Raw genomic sequence first — 16,729 nt, forward strand, 5'->3', positions numbered from 1 at the left:
TTAGTGATACTGGCGGTCGAACCGTCTGGGCGCGCCTCGCCGGATCAGAACAGCCCGACGCCGAGCGCGTACGGCCACGCGGTGCCGCCGACGGCGAGGAGCGCGAGCGCCGCGCCCGCACCGTAGACGTTCTTCAGGAAGCTCGTCATCTCGCTCTGCTTCTCCTCGGGGTCGTCGACCGACCAGAAGTCGTGCATCGTCACGGCTGAGGCGAGGAGGAAGGCGGCGAGCGCGCCGGCCGAGAGCACGGGGAACGCGCCGGCGGCGACGCCGATCCCACCGAGCACGAGGAGGAGGCCCGAGGCGACGACAGAGAAGCGCGGCGCGGGAAGCCCCTTGAACTCGGCGTAGCCCGTCATCGCGTCGAGATCGCCGAAGTGATTCACCCCCGTGAACGCGAGCGTCGCGCCGAACAGGATCCGGCCGAGCAGGAAGATCTCGCCCGCCAAGGGCGTGTCGAACTGAAGCGGTAGCGCCGTGATTTCAGCTAACATCGTGTAACCACATATACGGACGTAACCTATATATCGTTTCCCGGACAATCGGGTAAGCAGGTAACACCGATGTCCTCACAAGAACTCGCGGACGGAAACTCGACGGACGCGGGTGACGCCGCGTCCGGGTCGGACACGTCGTCGGCCCCGGAGACGCCGTGTCCCGTCGTCGACTCGCTCGAACAGATCGGCTCGCGGTGGCGGCTCGTCGTCCTCCACGAGCTGTTGAACGGTGAGTCTCGGTTCAACGAGCTGAAACGCGAGACCGACGCCAACGCCCGCACCCTCTCGCGCGTGCTCGACGACCTCCAAGAGACGGGGTTCGTCGACCGCCGGCTCGAAGAGGACTCGCCCGTGGCGACCTACTACAGTCTCACCGCAAAAGGCGAGTCTCTCGCACCCGTCTTCGAGGAGATCGACGAGTGGGCGCACGAGTGGCTCACCGAGTGTAACGCCTGACCGACGGTTCTGCCGGCGAAACGCACACCACCGTCCGGCCCCAACGACTCGTCGTGTACGCCGGACTGAAGAACACCCCCTGTTGTCTGTGCGGCCGCGACGACACCCACACCCGGATCGCGGTGCCGCCGCGCGCGCTCACGCTGATGGAAAACGGCGAGCCGATCGCGTGGCGCGACGTGGTCGGGGCCGTCACGCTCCGCTTTTGTGCCGACGACTGGGACCTCGTGCGCGACCTCGCCGTCGAGATGGACACCCACCCGCTCTCGCGGTGTAACGCCGCGCACGTCTCCTTGGACCTCCGCGAGGACCACGAGGCGCTGCTGTCGGCGACGAAGGCCGAGACGGACCAGACCGAGCTAGAGGCTCGGCTGGAGCGCGAGGCGGAGGCGACGCTCGACGCGGTCGACGACCCCTACACCGAGGAACGCGACGTGGTCGAGGCGATCGTCGTGTTGCGCGCGCTCGACGCGCTCGGCGTCCGCGACCGACCCGGGGACGCGGTCAGGCCGTAACCGCTCGCGCCGGGCGAGTGGTCACCACCTGACCTCGAACCCGTCGAGCCCCTCTGGCTCCTCGTAGGTCGCGTCGACGGCGTCGACTTCGGCCGCCTTGCTTCCGGTTTCACACCACTCGACCATCTCGCGCACGGCCGCCTCCTCGCCCTCGAAGACGGCCTCGACGCGGCCGTCCTCACGATTCCTGACCCAGCCGTCGACGCCCGCTTCCCGGGCGGTGTCGCGGGTGGTCGCGCGGTAGTAGACGCCCTGGACGCGGCCGGAGACGTACACGTGTGCTCGCGTTCGATCGGTCATCGATCGGCCGTGCGTCCGCGAGCGTTGTAACTACCACGGCGGACCGACCGTCCAACGCACCACGGCGGACCGACCGGTCGGCGGCGTCCGTTCACCACGACTCGGCACCGACCGACGACTTCTAACGACTCGCCCGCGACACTCCGGACATGGAACTGTTCGGAACCGCGGGAGTCCGCGGGAGCGCCACGGAACGGGTCACCCCCGAACTCGCGCTCGCCGTCGGCCGGGCGGTCGCGGCGGCGGTGCGCGATCGCGAACCGGTCGGCGACGGCGGCGGCGAGAGCGACCGCGGGGACTCGGATGCCACGGGGAGCGCGAACGCCACGGACGCCGCAACGGAGCCGGCTCCTGAGGTCGTGATCGCTCGCGACGGGCGGGTGACCGGTCCGGCGCTTGCGGCCGCGATGGAGGCGGGGGTCGCGTCGGGCGGCGTCTCGGTCGAGCGAGCCGGCCAACTGCCGACGCCGGCGCTCGCGTACGCCTCGCAGGGCCGATACGGCGTGATGCTCACGGCCTCGCACAACCCGCCGGCCGACAACGGGATCAAGCTGTTCCGCGACGGCAGCGAGTTCGATCGCGACGCCGAGCGCGCCGTCGAAGCGCGAGTCGACGCGGGCACGTCGCCGGCGGCGTGGGACGAGTGGACGGATCCCGAGCGCGTCGACGTGCTCCCGAGCTACCTCGACGCGGTGTGCGAGTACGCGGGAGAGTTCGGAGCCGACCTCGACGGGCTCCGGATCGCCGTCGACTGCGGCAACGGAATGAGCGCGCCCGCGACGCCGACCGTGCTCCGCGAACTCGGTGCCGACGTCGTCACCCTCAACGGGAACGTCGACGGCCACTTCCCCGGTCGCGGGAGCAAGCCGACGCCCGAGACGCTCGCCGACCTCAGGGCGTTCGTCGCCGACGCCGACGACGGCGGGGACGACGCGGGGTTCGCGTTCGGCATCGGTCACGACGGCGACGCGGACCGGATCGTGATCGTCGACGCCGACGGCGAGGTCGTCCACGAGGACACCGTCCTCGCGATGCTCGCAGAGCGGTACACCCGCGAGAGCGACGCCGACGACCCGGTGGTCGTCACCACGCCGAACGCCTCGGGCCGGATCGACGAGCGCGTCCGCGCGGCCGGCGGGCGAGTCGAGCGCGTGCGGCTCGGGGCCCTCCACGAGGGGATCGCGGCCGTGCGAGAGACGGCGACCCCGACCGGCGACGACACTCGGGTCGTCTTCGCCGCGGAGCCGTGGAAACACGTTCACGTCGGGTTCGGGGAGTGGATAGACGGCGTCGCGTCTGCGGGCGTGATCGCTCGGCTCGTCGCCGACGAGGGACTCGACGGGCTCCGCGAGCCGATCACGGAGCGCCCGTATCGCAAGGTCAGCGTCGACTGTCCCGACGACGCCAAGTCAGACGCGATGGGGCGGCTCGAATCGGCGCTCCCCGACGCCTTCCCCGACGCGGACGTCGACACCGACCACGGCGTGCGTCTCGAGTTCCCGGACGCCTCGTGGGTTCTCGTTCGTCCCTCGGGGACCGAACCGTACGTCCGCGTGTACGCCGAAAGCGACGCCGTCGACGAGCTGATCGCGGAGGCCAAAGCGGTCGTCGAGACGGCCGTCGGAGCGGTCGCTGACGCGGCGGACGTGGAGTGACGCTGGCGGCTGGGTCGGATTGGGAGTGCGGGTGTGCGTTAGGCCGAGAGTGCAGAAGCGTGTCGGCAGAGACGCGGCGATGACGCCCGTGAGACGCCCGGAGCGACGAATTTATGGCCCGCTCGCGCTCCGTTGTAGGTGACATGGATTCCGAGATCGATCGGCGGCGACTCCTCAAGGCGGCGAGCGCGGCGGGCCTCATCGGACTCGCCGGCTGCAGCGGCGGACCGAGCGGCGACGGCGCGGACGGTTCCGACAGCGAAGACGGCGCTGATGGAAACGACGGCTCCGACGGAAGCGACGGAGACGGCGTGGACGGCGCAGACGACGTTCCGGCCAGAGTCGGCATCGTCTACTCCGACGGCGGGCTCGGGGACAACTCGTTCAACGACGCGGCCCAGCAGGGGCTCTTGCAGGCCGAAGAGGAGTTCGGAATCGAGTACAACGAGGCCGAACCGGACGGCGCGGGCGAGTTCGCGCGGTTCCAACAGCGGTACGCGAGTTCGACCGACCCGGCGTACGACCTCGTCTCCTGTATCGGGTTCAACCAGGGCGACGCGCTCTCCGAGACCGCCCCGCAGTACCCCGATCAGGACTTCATGGTCGTCGACACCACGGTAGACGAGTCGAACGTCGCGAGCTACCTGTTCCGCGAGGAGGAGGGATCGTTCCTGATGGGCGTCCTCGCCGCACGTCTGACGGAGACGGATTTCGCCGCGGGCGAAGGCGCAACCAACCCAGACTCGACGAACGTCGGATTCGTCGGGGGCATCGACAGCCCCGTCATCCGCCGGTTCCAAGCCGGCTTCGAGGCGGGAGTCGACTACGCGTCGGACGACGTCGACGTCACCACGAGCTACGTCGGCAGCTACGCCGACCCCTCGGGCGGACAGGAGGCGGCGCTCTCGATGTACCAGAGCGGTGCCGACATCGTCTACCACGCCGCCGGTGCGACAGGCGTCGGCGTCTTCCAAGCCGCCCAAGCGGAGGGGCGGTTCGCGTTCGGAGTCGACCAAGACCAGTCGATCACCGAGGAGTCGTTCGCAGACGTGATCCTCGCGTCGATGGTGAAACGCGTCGACACCGCGGTCTACGAGTCGATCGCGAACGTCATCGACGACGAGCATCAGGGCGGTGAGACCGTCGCGCTCGGACTGGAGTCTAACGGCGTCGAGTGCGTATACGGGAACGAGATCGGCGATCAGGTGCCGGACGAGATCGTCACGGCGGTCGCCGACGCCCGCGAGGAGATCATCGCCGGGAACATCGACGTCCCGGACACGACCGACGGGAACTGAGCCGTTCGGTCGCCGTCGGTTGAATCGCCGCGACACCGATCGACCGATCGTGGCCGTGGGCCGTGAGTACCGTCACAGCCGCTGAGGCGGGCGGCTGCAGGTGAGTGCTCGCTGCCGCCGTCACGGCATCACTTGTTCCGGCCGTGTACGTAGGTCTGGTCGTGGTCCGGAAACACCTCGTCGACCGCCTGCTCTCCGTTCTCGTCGGCGATGAGCGTCCGGAGTTCGTCCTCGTAGTCGGCTTTGGGCACCTCCTCGCTCGGTCCCTGCTGGACGTCGAAGGTCGCCTCGACGAGGCGGTCGACGGCGTGACGACCGAACCCGGACAGCGGTGAGATGTAGTCGACGCCGTGGCGGTCCTCCAAGCTCTGCGCCTGTGCGCGCGAGACCGTCGGCACGCGGTCGTCTCGGCGCGTGCCGTCGGCGACGGCGTCGACGTCTCGGGTCGCGACCACCTCCAGCGCGTGTTCGTGCACGCGCTGGATTCCGTTGCGGGGGTATCCGTCCGCAATCATCCGCTCTGCGGCCGCCGCGGCCACCTCGTCGTCGAGGTCGACCCGCTCGAACGCGTAGCCGAGTTCTGCGGCCGCGCGCTCGGCGTGCTCCCAGTCGTCGGTGAGGCCGAAACTGCCGGTGACACACCGCACGTCGTAGAATCGATCGAGCAGGTGAGCGGCGAGCGACGAGTCTTTCCCCCCGCTGTACAGCAGCGCGAGCTCCATCTATCGCCGCCGGATGTCGAAGCTCTGCTGGTCGGGCTGGAGTTCCTTCAAGAGGTCGCGCATCTGGTCTTCGTCGATGCGTCCCTGGATGCGGCCGCTCTGTGCGAGCGCGGCGACCTGCTGTTTCACCTTCTCGCCGAACTCCGGTTTGGACATCTCGACCGCGTTGAGTCGCTGGCGCGCGCCGTCTGTCAGGTACTGTTTGAGCACCGCCTCCTGTTGTGCATCCGCGCGCTCTTGGGCTTCCTTTTGGGCTTCGGGGTCCGTGCCGCCCTGCTGTTTCCGCTCGCGAAGCTCTTCCATTTTCTCCTCGCGAAGTTCCTGTAGCCGCTCGTCGTCGGGGTTCTCGCTCATACTCGCCCGTTCACGGTCCGCGCGAAAAACGATTTCGGAGGGATCGGCGTCGGCGGCGCTGGAAGACGGGCACGCGGTCGGCGGCCGCGATCCGTTCGGCACTGCTCGGCGGCTCCGGTCCGCGCCGCTTAAACGGCTCCTCGGTGTATCTCGCGGCAATGAGCGAATCGCGGGAGTTCTGTCCGCGCTGCGGTGACGCGGTCGCCGAGCGGCGAGAACCGCTGCCGGGCGATCCGGGGGGGCGGGACGCGCTGTTGTGTGACGACTGCTACTTCGAGGACTTCGACCTCGTCGACGCCCCGGACCGGATCGAGGTGCTCGTCTGTTCCGGGTGCGGAGCGGTGCGACGCGGCGAGTCGTGGCGAGACGTGGGCGCGCGCGACTACACCGACGTCGCCGTCGACGAGGTCGCGGAACGGCTCGGCGTGCACGTCGACGCAGAAGAGGTGGAGTGGGGGGTAGAGCCCGAGCAGGTCGACGAGAACACCATCCGGATGCACTGTCAGTTCTCCGGGGTCGTCCGCGGAACGCTCCGCTCGGCGGAGGTCACCGTTCCGGTCAAGATATCTCGGGGCACCTGCGACCGGTGCGGACGCATCGCCGGCGGCTACTACGCCGGCATCGTCCAGATCCGCGCGGACGAGCGCGACCTGACGCCGGAGGAGCGCGCGGAGGCGCTGTCGATCGCGGAGTCGTACGTCGCGAAACAAGAGGCCGACGGCGACCGCGAGGCGTTCATCACCGAGGTGAACGAGACCGACGACGGCCCCGACGTGAAGCTCTCGTCGAACCGGCTCGCCCAGAACGTCGCCACGCGGATCACGGACCGGCTCGGCGGCAGCTTCGAATCGTACCCCACGCTCGTCACCGAGGACAGCGACGGCAACGAGGTGTACCGCGTGACGTTCGCAGTCCGCCTCCCGCGATACGCCGAAGGAGAGATACTCGACCCCGAGGACGGTGACGGCCCCGTCCTCGTCACGAGCGTGTCGGGCCGGCTCCAGGGAGTCCGGCTCGCGACCGGGGAGGCGTACACCTCCGAGTTCGAGGACGCAGAGGCACCCGACGCGACGCGGCTCGGAACCCGAGACGACGCCACGGAGACGACCGTGGTGACCGTCGAAGACGAGAACGCGATCCAGGTGCTCGATCCGACCACCTACGAGGCGAAGACGGTCCCGAATCCCGAGTTCGTCGACGACGACGCGGACACCGTCCTCGCATTCGAACACGGCGGGACAGTCCACCTGGTCCCCGAGGCGTAGAAGAGCACAATTCCGTCGGCGTGAGCGCTGACTGAAACGATCTGAGCGGAGTGAAGAGGCAGAGGGGAGCGAAGAGGCGGAGGAAAGCGAGAGATGGAGCGTCGATCAGTCCGCGTGGACCGGCTGTTCCTCACCGAGTGCGGCGGCACGCTCCGAGTCGGGGACGTCGATGCCGCGGCGCTCTAACTGATCGATGAACTCCGACTCGCCGAGACCAGCCTGCGCGGCCGCCTGCGAGAGTGTCAGCGTCCGCGCTCCATACAGCGTCAGCGCACTCGACAGCCCGTGTGTGACCATACCTCCAGTAGGGGCATGAGGGATTATGAAGGTTACTACTTCATTGATGGCCCTGATACACCTTATACGATATATATTGACGATCGATCAGTAGCGTGTGGTATAACCACTATCGAACCACACGCGATCAGCGATTTCCCCGCGGGGTCTCGAAGCGACCCCGCAGGAATTATCAGCGTCTGCGACGGAGCAGGCACATGGAGAGACAACAGCTCATCGCGCTGTTCTTCGCGTTCCTCATGATGAGCTCGATGGTCGCGTGGGGCATCTCACTGCTCTAAGACGTCCGTCCCCCGTGATGCGGGCGATCGAAGCGGGGGGAGACAGCGTCAGCCGTCGCCCCAAACGTCGGAGAGCGGGTGATTCCGCCGGCGCTCGGCGTCGGTCTCCGACCGAGTCGTACCGCTTCCACCGGCGTCGTCGCTTCCGGCGTTGCCGCCCTCGCCGCTTTCCGACCGTGACTTCGACGCACCGGCGCGTCCCGCGTCGCGAGTCCGACCGCGCGCGGCGTCGTCCGTCGGGCGGCCGCCCCCTCCGCGCCGCCGGCCCGCACCGGCCGGTCCCGACGGGTCGGCGTCGATCCCGGCGAGGGCGGCCGCCGGATCGAACTCGGGCAGCGACGGGGTCGTCATCGCGTCGATCTGATCGCGGAACCACGGCGGGGTGTCCGCTTCGGCGCGGTCGAAGAGATCCAGAAGCGAGTCGTCCGCGAGGTAGGTCACACCGTGGTCGTCTGGCGCGCGCACGACGCGCCCGCACGCCTGTATCACGGTCCGAAGCGCGGTCCGGTGGTACCACGCCCACTGTCCGTCTGCCAGTCGGCGAGCGACCCGCGAGTCGTTGGTGTTGCGGTAGGGCGCTTTACACACCACCTGCCAGCGGCACAGGTCGTCGCGGAGGTCGAGCGCTTCCTCCATCTTCACCGAGACGAACACCGACGGCTTATCGCTCGCCCGCCACGCCGCAAGCTCCGCGTCGCGGTCGTCGCGTCCGTGCCGGCGCACCCGCGCCGCGACGCCGAACTCACCCAGCAGCTCGGTGAGCCGGCCGGCGATGTCGTACGAATGCGCGTGGATGAGCCCTTTCTCGTCGGGGTGGTTCGCCATCAGGCGCACGATCAGTCGGGCGATCTTCGGCACCGTCTCGTCGCGGTGCTCGTAGGTCATCGACCCCTGCGTCACGTCGTAAAGCGGTCGGTTCTCCAGCGGGAACGTGTGGTCGACGTCGACGAGGGCGACGTTTCCGGGATCGAGACCGACGCCCCGACAGAACGCCTCCTTCGAGAGGATGGTCGCGGACAGTAAGGCGAATTTGTTCCCGCGGTCCCACACGGTGTGTCTGAGGTACCGCGCCGGATCGAGGGGTTTGATCGCTATCGCCGACCCCTCGCCGCCCGGCTGGTCGACGACCCACGTCGTCGGCGACTCCGGGTCCCGGTAGTCCTCCAAGAACCAGCCGAGTTCGCTTGCGAGCTCCTGAAGCCGGTCTCGGCGCGCGACCTCCTCGCGGTCGAGTTCGGGCCGGCCGGTCAGCTCGTCTTTCGCGTGGGTCGCGACATCGAGAAGCGACTCGACGAAGCGCGCGGTGCGGTCGAGCGCGTCTTCTTCCGGGGCGACGTCGGCCTCCACGTCGGGGACGCCGACCTCGTCCCACACCGGGACGCGGCTCGGCGAGAGGTCGATCGTCGCGTACATCTCCGCCCACTCCGCGAGCCCGTGGGCCTCGTCGATCACGACGACGTCGCGCTTGCGGAACACCTCCGAACCGGCAGTCCGCATGAAGTAGGCTAACGTCATTGCGGCGTATCGGTTTCCGGAGGCGATGGCGCGGTCGGAGAAGTACGGACAGCGGTGTTTCACCGAGCAGTCGAACCCCCGCTGGCGGACGCAGGGGGCGCGGTTGACCGGCGTGTCGTGCTCGCCGGGGAGGATGCAGTCGTAGTTCGATTTCCCCCGAATGACCGCCAGGTCGTCGAGGAGGTCGTCGGCCTCCACGTCGTCGATCTGCGACACCTGCGGCGTCGTGTAGTACGCGCCGGTCGCCTCGCTCGGCGACGTCTCCTCGACGGTGTCGGCCGCGCCCATGATGGCGCGCGCGAGAAGCGACTTGCCGCTGCCGGTCGGCGCGCGCACCAACACGACGTCGTTGCCGCCCGCGAACGCGTCGCGGATGTCCGCGAGCGCCTGTCGTTGCGCGCCGCGGAAGCTCGGCGCGGGGAACTCGGCGGGGATCCGATCGGGGTCCACGGATGTCTCTGACGCGCTCGCCGAGTTAAACGCTCGTTTCCTCGCCGGCGATCACCGACCGAACGCGCCGAGACTCGACTGCAGTTCGCGTGCGGGCACGTCTTCGGTAAGTTCGTAGCCGACGAGGTCGCGCGCGTCCACCGCGTACGTCGAGCCACCCCGGTCGATTACGAGCACCCGGCCCTTCCAGCCGCGGACGGTTCCGGCCGCCATCGTCTCGGCGACCGGCCGTTCGTCGAGGTCGAGCCCGTAGTCGAACGCGAACCGCTCGATGGGATCGAAGCCGTCGAGTACGGTCTCCCACGCCGTCGCGTCGACGTCGCGTCCGAGTCCGTCGACCTTCGTCGGGACGCGAACCCGGTCGACGAGGCCGTCGCGGGTCGCCAGTTCGGCCTCAACCTCGCGGGCGACCCGCCCGTCCGGAAACGTTCTGACGTGAGCGGCTCGGTCCGCGCCCTGCTCGCGGAGCCGCGTCTCCAGCCGCCACAGCCGCGTGACGCCCACTTTCAACACGTCCGGTGCGAACGCCGCGAGGTACATCGCGTGCTCCTCGTGACAGTCCATCTCGTCTTTGAGACACGTTCCCGTACAGCGTGCGCACACCCAGACGTGGCTGTGGTCCTCACAGTAGGGAGCGTCGGCGGCGTCGCAGGCGATGTGGTCCCCCTCGTGGACCGTCCCGGCACAGCGCCGGTCGCCGAGACCGAACGCGAGGTCGTCGCCGGCGTCGGCCGACACGAGTTCGACCGCGCCGCCGCTTTCGACGTAGAGCCCCTCGCCCGTCTCGTAGCCGACGACCTGCACGACGCGTTCTAGGCGGAGCCGCGACTTATGCGCGTCGTCTACGCCGGTCCGAGGCGACGAGCGAGTCGGCGAGCGGCCGGCGAGCGGCCAGCGAGCGGTCGGCCAGTCGGTCAGTCCCCGCCGTGAACCGCGCCCTCGACGGCCGCTTCGAGCCGGTCGCGGGTCCGGTGGCTCGCTTCGGCGTCGACGCGAACCTCGATCAGGTGCGATCCGTCCGCGTCGCGGGCCGCCGCGTACGCTGCAGAGAGGTCCGCGGCGGCCGACTCGGGGTCACTCTCGGTGCGTTCGTCCGGCCGCGCCTCGACCCGAGCGTACGAGAGTCCGTGGAGGTCGGTGAGCGGCTCGAAGTCCATCCCGTGCGGCGTCTTGAACTGCGCCGTGAACGGCGGGTCGAACGACTCTATCGGGAGAATGTGGAAGATCCCGCCGCCGTCGTTGTTGACCAGCACGACGGTCACGTCGACATCGCAGCGGTCGATCGCGAGGAGGCCGTTCGCGTCGTGATACAGCCCGAGATCACCGACGACGAGCGTGAGATCGTCCGTCGTCGCGGATCCCGCCCCCAGCGCGGCCGAGACGATCCCGTCGATGCCGGAGACGCCGCGGTTCCCGAGCGCGGTCACGCTCGCCGTCGACGGGCCGACGAACCGGTCGAGATCGCGGACCGGCATCGAGTTCGAGACGAAGAGCGTCGCCGGGTCTGGGAGGCCGTCGGCGACGACGCGCAACACATCTCCCTCGTGGAAGGCGGGAGCGTCGTCGTCGACTCCCTCGACTGAGCCGTCGGACGACCCGCGGCCCGCGCCGTCGACCGCGCCATCGTCCGCCGCGCGGTCGGCGTCGCGCTCGCGGGCGTGGACCGCCAGCGCCGCGCGGTCCGCCTCCTCCCACTGTGCGCGCCACCCCGGGGCGGCGTCTCCCCCACTCGCGGTCCGCGAGAGCCGGGCACAGAGGCGGTTCGGCTCCGCGACCACGAGGTCGGTCGCGGCGAACTCGGCCTCGCGCCAGCGACCGGCGGGATCGACCTGATACTGGTCGGCACCGGTCGCAGCGAGGTACTTCCGGAGGCGCTTCGAGGTGGGCGACGCGCCGAGCCGCACGACGAGGTCGGGGTCGTCCCAGTCGGCGGCGGCCGCCGAGCCGCCGTCGCCGGCGAGGGCCGCAGAGAGGTACGCGTCGTACGCCCCGATCACGGGCGCGACGCGCGTGTGTCCGCCGAACCGGACCCCGGAGAGGGGGTCGGCCACGATCGGAAATCCGGTCACGTGCGACAGCGCCGTCACCGCCTCGGCGTCGAGGCCGGGCGGGTCGGCCGGCCCCGCGACGATCAGTCCGCGGTCCGCGGCGGAGAGGGCTCGTGCGAGCCGACGGAGTTCGTCGTCGCCGGGCTCCGGCGCGCCGGGCGTCACGTCGACGTACGGCCCCTCGCGACCCGACGCTGCGACGGGGTCGAGGTCGTCGGGCACGTCGCCGTCGACCGGCGTCGGTTCCAGCGGTTTCGCGAACGGGACGTTGAGGTGGACCGGGCCGGCGTCGGCCCCCTCGGCGGCTGCGACGGCGCGGACGACGGTCGTCCGGAGCGAGCGGAGCGCGCGGTCGGTCGCGGCGGGCTCGGGTAGGTCCTTGTAGTACCGGACGGCGTCGCCGTATAGCTTCTCTTGGTCCGCCGTCTGATTTGCCCCCGAGTCGCGCAGTTCGGGCGGGCGGTCCGCGGTGAGCGCGAGCAGCGGGACGCGGGCGTTGTCGGCCTCCATCACGGCCGGGTGATAGTTCGCGGCGGCCGTGCCCGAGGTGCAAATAAGCGGCGTCACCTCTCCAGTCCGTCGGGCGCGACCCAAAGCGAAGTAGGCGGCCGAGCGCTCGTCCAACTGCGAGAAGACGTGGAGGTCGTCGGCGCGAGCGGCGGCGGTTGTCAGCGGGGTCGACCGACTCCCGGGCGAGACGACGACGGCGCCGACGCCCGCGGCGACAAGCTCGTTCACGAGGGCGCGAGCCCACAGCGTGTTCCGGTTCGGCGCGGTCATGACGCCCACTTCGACGTCGCGATGTAAATACTCCGGCGAGTCGTCGGCGTCCGGTTCTGCAACGCTTATGCCCGCCGACCGACTTCGATCGGTCATGAGCGACGACGACGCAGTCGACGTCGAGGTCGAATCTTCGGACGGCCCCGAGACCGACGCGTCCGCGGCGACCACTGACGAGTCGCGAGACGCGGCGAGAGCGAACGGGACGGCCGCGGCGACGGCCGGCGACCCGAGCGAAGACGCGGCCGACGTCGAGGGGGAGTCACTCGTCGACGCGGTCGCCGAGCACGACGCGGACCTCGCCGCCGAGGTCGCCGCGTTAGAGGACGAACTGGCCGAGGCCCGGGCGGAGCTGCTCGAAAGAGACGAGGAGATAGACGAGCTGACGAGCAAGCTCGCGCGTGTCCGCGCCGACTTCAGCAACTACAAGCAGCGCGCCAAACAGAAACAGGAGGACATCCGCGAGCGCGCCTCCGAGTCGCTCGTCGAGCGGATCACCCCGGTCCGCAACGACCTGCTTCGCGCCCTCGATCAGGAGGAGGGAAGCGACCTCCGTCCCGGCGTCGAGTCCACGCTAGAAAAGTTCGACGAGGTGCTCGCGGACGAGGGCGTCGAGCCCATCGAACCCGATCCCGGTTCCGACGTCGACCCCGCCCGGCATCAGGTGATGCTCCGCGTCGAGAGCGACCAGCCGGACGGAACGGTCCACGAGGTGTACGAGCCCGGCTACGAGATGGGCGACCGCGTCGTCAGCGAGGCGAAGGTCACGGTCAGCGCCGACGAGGAGTAGGCCGGTCTCGGTTTTCAGCGTCCGTAGCAGTCACGAGCGCCCGCCGTACGCGTCGGCGAGTCGAGAGAGCCCCGCGTCCGACGCGGCCTCGTGGGGGACCGACAGCGGCGAGACGGACACCTCTCCGTCGACGACAGCGCGTCGGTCGGTGCCGACGGGGTCCGGGACGTCGGCCGCCGTCATCCGGCCCCAGATCGGGTCCGAGAAGGCGACACGTCCGTCGCCGTTCTGCGTGGCCTCGATCCCGTACCACTCCGAGGGCGTGGTCACTCGCATCGGAGCGCCGCCGTCACCCTCGACAGCGCCGCCGTCACCCTCGACAGCGCCGCCGTCGGCACCGACCGACGCCGCCTCCGCGATCGGCGCGTTGACGTTGAGGTAGTCGGCGCGGTCGAATATCCCCGTCTCGCCGACTCGGTCGACGAGGAACGTCGTCGCCCGCGTCGCGTTGGCGAACTCCGCCGGTTCCAGTTCGCGTTTCCACCAGTCCTCGTCACCGGGAACATACATGGACGTCGCCACCGCGGGCACGTCGAAGAAGGCGGCTTCGACGGCGGCCGACACCGTCCCAGACCGGCCGAGGGTGTACGCGCCGAGGTTCGCGCCCTCGTTGCAGCCCGCGACCACGAGGTCGGCGTCGGGAACGAGCTCGCCGAGCCCGGCGACGACGCAGTCGACGGGAGTCCCGTCGACCGCGTAGCCGAGCTCGTGGTCGCTGACGGCGACCCCCTCCGAGAGCGTCCGCCCGGTCGACGACTGGTCGGCGGTCGGCGCGACAGTCACCACGTCGTAGTCGGCCGAGAGCGCGTCCCGCATGGCGCGGAGCCCGACGGCGTCGATACCGTCGTCGTTCGTCAACAGGATTCGATCGACGCTCATACCGATACGACGGGCGGTTCGGGCAAAAGCCCACCGGCGTCGCACCTCCGACGGCGCTCCAAACCGCCCCGACACGGCGACAGCGGCGAGCGAAGGAAAGGCACAGGTACCGCGGCGTCCACCGACCGGTATGGGATTCGGCGACACGGCAAAAAAGATTCAGACGCTCGCCGACAAGGCCGAGCGCACGTACCAGAAGATAAACGAACTCAGGACGGAGGTCGAGCAGACCCAGTCGACTGTGCTCGATACCTCAGAGCGCGTTCAGCGACTCGAAAACGAGATGGCCGAACAGCGGGCGGTCCTCGACGCCGTGGCCCGCGAGGTCGGCGTCGACTTAGAGAGCGTGAGCACGGAAGCGCACATCACGGACGCGGAGGCGGCAGCGAAGTCCGACGTCGGATCGCCCGACGACGCGCCCGCTGACGGCGAGTCAACGGACGACGCGCCCGCTGACGGCGGATTGACCGAGTAGCCCGCGGTCACGCGGTAGACTCGGCCTGCGAGACGACCTCCGCCGGAACGCCAGCGACCGTCGCGTTCGGCGGGACGTCCGCAGCCACGAGCGAGTTGGCCGCGACGCGGGCTCCCGCGCCGATCGTGACGCCGGGGAGGACGACCGCGCCGGCTCCGATCATCGCCCGCTCCTCCACGACCACGTCGCCGAGGCGATACTCCTCGTGAAGGAACTCGTGACACAGCAGCGTGGCGTCGTAGCCGACGATCGCGTCGTCGCCGACCGCGATCCGCTCGGGCCAGAACACGTCGGGCGTCGACTCCAGCCCCCACGAGACGCCGGTCCCGACCGTCACGCCGATCCGCCGCAACAGCCAGTTCTTGAGTCGGAGGCTCGGACAGACACGTGCGAGGACGATTACGACGTAGTTGCGGACGACCGCGAGCGGTGACTTCGCGTCCGGCCACGACCACAGCGAATTGCGCGGCCCTCGGGTCGGGAAACGGTCTAGACGGTCGGCGCGGACGCCGTCCGTAGTCGTCTCTTCCGGCCGGCTCTCCTCCGCACTCGTCGGGTCGGCGTCGTCGCTCACGACGCGACGTTCGTGGGGCTCTGGTAAAAAGAGTCGCTGCCGCATAATCCGCGCGGGCGACCGTTCAAGTACCATGCCGCGGCCATCGCGCACACGACGGAACTCCGGCCCACGGTCGGCCGAGGCGGGTGCGCGATCCACCGCCGTGGGGCCGAATCGAGGATCGCCTGTTCGCCAGACGACGTCCGAGAGCGGTGCTGATACGCCGCCGGAAGCGCCCCGGCTCGGCCGTTCGGTCGCCGTTCAGGACCGGATCTCGTCCATGTGTTCGATCCGCCGCTCGACGAGGTCTGCGGTCCCGATATCGTGTCGGATGCGGACGCGGTCGCCGGCGGCGGCGAGCGCGTCTGCCGCCTCGGCCTCCGCCGCCGCGATGGAGTCGCCGCGGCCGACGACGGCGAACGATCGCGAGGTCGTCGTATAGAGGCCGTCGTCGCGTTCGTCGACACTGGCGTAGTAAAGGAGCGCGTCGCCGACGCTCGACTCGTCGACCGCGACCTTTGCGCCCGCGTCCGGATCCGTCGGGTAGCCGTCGGGCACGGCGTACTTACAGACGGTCGCCTCGCCGGAAAATCGGAGCTCCGGAAGCGGGTCGCCGTCGCGCGCGGCGGTGAGCACGTCGAGGAACGGCGTCTCCAAGACGGGGAGCGTGTTCATCGCCTCCGGGTCGCCGAAGCGCGCGTTGAACTCGACGACCTTCGGCCCCTCGTCCGTGAGCATGAACTGTCCGTAGAGGACGCCCTTGTACGCGGGAAGCGCGCCGACGACCGCCTCCAGCACGTCGACCGCGGCGTCGTAGTCGCCCGGGTTCATGAAGGGTAGCGACGGCTCCGTGTCTGTGTACGAGCCCATCCCACCCGTGTTCGGCCCCTCGTCGCCCTCGTAGGCGCGTTTGTGGTCCTGGACCGCGGGGGTCGTCCGGAGGTCCCCGTCGGCGACGAACGCCTGCACGGTGAACTCCTCGCCGACCAGTCGCTCTTCGAGCACGACGCGGTCGTACTCGGAGTCGCGGAGGTACGCCTTCGCCTCCTCGGCGGTCACCTGATCGCCGATGACCTTCACGCCCTTACCACCGGTGAGTCCCACGGGTTTGACGGCGAGGTCGCCGTCGTACTCGTCGATGTACGCGCAGGCCTCGTCGATGTCGTCGAACACCGCGAAATCGGGACAGCCCGGGATCGACTCCTCGTCCATGAACCGGCGCTGGTACGCCTTGTCGGTCTCCAGCCGCGCCTCCGCGGCGCGCGGGCCGAAGGCGTACACGCCGGCGTCGTCGAGCGCGTCGGCGACGCCCGCGTCGAGCGCCGACTCCGGGCCGATGACCGCCACGTCCGCGCCCACCGACGTCGCGTAGTCGGCTATCGTCGCCGCATCGGTCTCGGCTATCGACTCGAACCCGTCTGCGAGCCGCTTGATTCCCGGATTTCGGTTGCTCGCGCAGGCGTACAACGCGCAGTCGTCGGCCACCGCGCGGGCGATCGCATGTTCGCGTCCGCCGCCGCCGACGAGGAGTACGGTCTCCGTCATGCTCGACGGGTTACCGCACGGTAGTGTAAACGTTACTCTCTATCTGCACGA

General features: G+C 69.5%; 18 protein-coding genes. 7 read left to right on the forward strand and 11 right to left on the reverse strand.

All coding sequences use genetic code 11. From position 1 onward, the window contains the following. Positions 1 to 44: 44 nt before the first annotated feature. The gene (locus EP28_RS05905) at positions 45 to 494 is read right to left on the reverse strand and encodes a DoxX family membrane protein (protein ID WP_049983080.1); all 450 of its coding nucleotides are present in this window, start codon (positions 492 to 494) and stop codon (positions 45 to 47) included. Positions 495 to 563: 69 nt separating this feature from the next. Between EP28_RS05905 and EP28_RS05910 the strand changes: the two genes are divergently transcribed. Beyond that, positions 564 to 953 (forward strand): winged helix-turn-helix transcriptional regulator, encoded by a 390-nt coding sequence (locus EP28_RS05910; RefSeq protein ID WP_049983081.1) that lies wholly within the window; start codon positions 564 to 566, stop codon positions 951 to 953. A 53-nt stretch (positions 954 to 1,006) separates the two neighbouring features. Continuing rightward, entirely contained in the window at positions 1,007 to 1,468 is a 462-nt protein-coding gene (locus EP28_RS05915) for a DUF7960 family protein (protein ID WP_049983082.1), read from the forward strand. 21 nt (positions 1,469 to 1,489) lie between these two features. Here the strand turns inward: EP28_RS05915 and EP28_RS05920 are convergent, their stop codons facing one another. After that, complete coding sequence (locus EP28_RS05920) at positions 1,490 to 1,768, reverse strand: acylphosphatase (RefSeq protein ID WP_049983083.1); 279 nt, start codon at positions 1,766 to 1,768, stop codon at positions 1,490 to 1,492. Positions 1,769 to 1,917: 149 nt separating this feature from the next. Here EP28_RS05920 and EP28_RS05925 point away from each other — a divergent pair, with 149 nt between their 5' ends. Together EP28_RS05925 and EP28_RS05930 are read left to right on the forward strand one after the other, a co-directional pair. Continuing rightward, positions 1,918 to 3,423, forward strand: coding sequence for a phosphohexomutase domain-containing protein (locus tag EP28_RS05925; protein ID WP_049983084.1), 1,506 nt, complete (start codon positions 1,918 to 1,920; stop codon positions 3,421 to 3,423). A 143-nt stretch (positions 3,424 to 3,566) separates the two neighbouring features. After that, positions 3,567 to 4,721: a BMP family lipoprotein gene (locus EP28_RS05930; RefSeq protein WP_049983085.1), complete on the forward strand. Its 1,155-nt coding sequence runs from the start codon at positions 3,567 to 3,569 to the stop codon at positions 4,719 to 4,721. 128 nt (positions 4,722 to 4,849) lie between these two features. Here the strand turns inward: EP28_RS05930 and EP28_RS05935 are convergent, their stop codons facing one another. After that, the gene (locus EP28_RS05935) at positions 4,850 to 5,443 is read right to left on the reverse strand and encodes a DUF7411 family protein (RefSeq protein ID WP_049983086.1); all 594 of its coding nucleotides are present in this window, start codon (positions 5,441 to 5,443) and stop codon (positions 4,850 to 4,852) included. After that, complete coding sequence (locus EP28_RS05940; protein ID WP_049983087.1) at positions 5,444 to 5,797, reverse strand: DNA-binding protein; 354 nt, start codon at positions 5,795 to 5,797, stop codon at positions 5,444 to 5,446. Between the two features lie 158 nt (positions 5,798 to 5,955). Here EP28_RS05940 and EP28_RS05945 point away from each other — a divergent pair, with 158 nt between their 5' ends. Further along, on the forward strand, positions 5,956 to 7,062 hold the full coding sequence (locus EP28_RS05945; RefSeq protein WP_049983088.1) for a 60S ribosomal export protein NMD3: 1,107 nt from the start codon (positions 5,956 to 5,958) through the stop codon (positions 7,060 to 7,062). 105 nt (positions 7,063 to 7,167) lie between these two features. Here EP28_RS05945 and EP28_RS05950 read toward each other — a convergent pair whose 3' ends face one another. The 4 genes from EP28_RS05950 to menD form a co-directional block, all read right to left on the reverse strand. After that, positions 7,168 to 7,359: a DUF7317 family protein gene (locus tag EP28_RS05950; protein WP_049983089.1), complete on the reverse strand. Its 192-nt coding sequence runs from the start codon at positions 7,357 to 7,359 to the stop codon at positions 7,168 to 7,170. A 329-nt stretch (positions 7,360 to 7,688) separates the two neighbouring features. After that, positions 7,689 to 9,605 carry a helicase C-terminal domain-containing protein gene (locus EP28_RS05955; RefSeq protein ID WP_049983090.1) on the reverse strand — a complete coding sequence of 639 codons (1,917 nt, stop codon included), beginning with the start codon at positions 9,603 to 9,605 and terminating at the stop codon, positions 7,689 to 7,691. Between the two features lie 51 nt (positions 9,606 to 9,656). Then, positions 9,657 to 10,409, reverse strand: a complete 753-nt coding sequence (locus EP28_RS05960; RefSeq protein WP_049983091.1) for a DUF2797 domain-containing protein — start codon at positions 10,407 to 10,409, stop codon at positions 9,657 to 9,659. 110 nt (positions 10,410 to 10,519) lie between these two features. Beyond that, the gene (menD, locus tag EP28_RS05965) at positions 10,520 to 12,433 is read right to left on the reverse strand and encodes a 2-succinyl-5-enolpyruvyl-6-hydroxy-3-cyclohexene-1-carboxylic-acid synthase (protein WP_049983610.1); all 1,914 of its coding nucleotides are present in this window, start codon (positions 12,431 to 12,433) and stop codon (positions 10,520 to 10,522) included. Positions 12,434 to 12,527: 94 nt separating this feature from the next. On the opposite strand from menD, the gene grpE reads away from it, so the two are divergent. Continuing rightward, positions 12,528 to 13,223 (forward strand): nucleotide exchange factor GrpE, encoded by a 696-nt coding sequence (gene grpE, locus EP28_RS05970; RefSeq protein ID WP_049983092.1) that lies wholly within the window; start codon positions 12,528 to 12,530, stop codon positions 13,221 to 13,223. 30 nt (positions 13,224 to 13,253) lie between these two features. Here grpE and surE read toward each other — a convergent pair whose 3' ends face one another. Then, positions 13,254 to 14,102 (reverse strand): 5'/3'-nucleotidase SurE, encoded by an 849-nt coding sequence (gene surE, locus EP28_RS05975; RefSeq protein WP_049983093.1) that lies wholly within the window; start codon positions 14,100 to 14,102, stop codon positions 13,254 to 13,256. 130 nt (positions 14,103 to 14,232) lie between these two features. On the opposite strand from surE, the gene EP28_RS05980 reads away from it, so the two are divergent. Further along, positions 14,233 to 14,577 carry a DUF5798 family protein gene (locus EP28_RS05980; RefSeq protein WP_049983094.1) on the forward strand — a complete coding sequence of 115 codons (345 nt, stop codon included), beginning with the start codon at positions 14,233 to 14,235 and terminating at the stop codon, positions 14,575 to 14,577. A 7-nt stretch (positions 14,578 to 14,584) separates the two neighbouring features. Here the strand turns inward: EP28_RS05980 and EP28_RS05985 are convergent, their stop codons facing one another. Next, complete coding sequence (locus EP28_RS05985) at positions 14,585 to 15,151, reverse strand: acyltransferase (protein WP_049983095.1); 567 nt, start codon at positions 15,149 to 15,151, stop codon at positions 14,585 to 14,587. Between the two features lie 243 nt (positions 15,152 to 15,394). Next, positions 15,395 to 16,678, reverse strand: coding sequence for a phosphoribosylamine--glycine ligase (gene purD / locus EP28_RS05990; protein WP_049983096.1), 1,284 nt, complete (start codon positions 16,676 to 16,678; stop codon positions 15,395 to 15,397). Positions 16,679 to 16,729 lie beyond the last annotated feature (51 nt).

The organism is Halorubrum sp. BV1 (genome assembly GCF_000746205.1).
Taxonomy (GTDB): Archaea; Halobacteriota; Halobacteria; order Halobacteriales; family Haloferacaceae; genus Halorubrum.

What these genes read in the sequence shown, in the direction of transcription:
- surE (WP_049983093.1), bottom strand. Translation starts at nt 14,102, where the DNA reads ATGAGCGTCGATCGAATCCTGTTGACGAACGACGACGGTATCGACGCC.
- grpE (WP_049983092.1), top strand. Translation starts at nt 12,528, where the DNA reads ATGAGCGACGACGACGCAGTCGACGTCGAGGTCGAATCTTCGGACGGC.
- EP28_RS05905 (WP_049983080.1), bottom strand. Translation starts at nt 494, where the DNA reads ATGTTAGCTGAAATCACGGCGCTACCGCTTCAGTTCGACACGCCCTTG.
- EP28_RS05920 (WP_049983083.1), bottom strand. Translation starts at nt 1,768, where the DNA reads ATGACCGATCGAACGCGAGCACACGTGTACGTCTCCGGCCGCGTCCAG.
- purD (WP_049983096.1), bottom strand. Translation starts at nt 16,678, where the DNA reads ATGACGGAGACCGTACTCCTCGTCGGCGGCGGCGGACGCGAACATGCG.
- EP28_RS05940 (WP_049983087.1), bottom strand. Translation starts at nt 5,797, where the DNA reads ATGAGCGAGAACCCCGACGACGAGCGGCTACAGGAACTTCGCGAGGAG.
- EP28_RS05980 (WP_049983094.1), top strand. Translation starts at nt 14,233, where the DNA reads ATGGGATTCGGCGACACGGCAAAAAAGATTCAGACGCTCGCCGACAAG.
- EP28_RS05930 (WP_049983085.1), top strand. Translation starts at nt 3,567, where the DNA reads ATGGATTCCGAGATCGATCGGCGGCGACTCCTCAAGGCGGCGAGCGCG.
- EP28_RS05910 (WP_049983081.1), top strand. Translation starts at nt 564, where the DNA reads ATGTCCTCACAAGAACTCGCGGACGGAAACTCGACGGACGCGGGTGAC.
- EP28_RS05945 (WP_049983088.1), top strand. Translation starts at nt 5,956, where the DNA reads ATGAGCGAATCGCGGGAGTTCTGTCCGCGCTGCGGTGACGCGGTCGCC.
- EP28_RS05950 (WP_049983089.1), bottom strand. Translation starts at nt 7,359, where the DNA reads ATGGTCACACACGGGCTGTCGAGTGCGCTGACGCTGTATGGAGCGCGG.
- EP28_RS05925 (WP_049983084.1), top strand. Translation starts at nt 1,918, where the DNA reads ATGGAACTGTTCGGAACCGCGGGAGTCCGCGGGAGCGCCACGGAACGG.
- EP28_RS05935 (WP_049983086.1), bottom strand. Translation starts at nt 5,443, where the DNA reads ATGGAGCTCGCGCTGCTGTACAGCGGGGGGAAAGACTCGTCGCTCGCC.
- menD (WP_049983610.1), bottom strand. Translation starts at nt 12,433, where the DNA reads ATGACCGCGCCGAACCGGAACACGCTGTGGGCTCGCGCCCTCGTGAAC.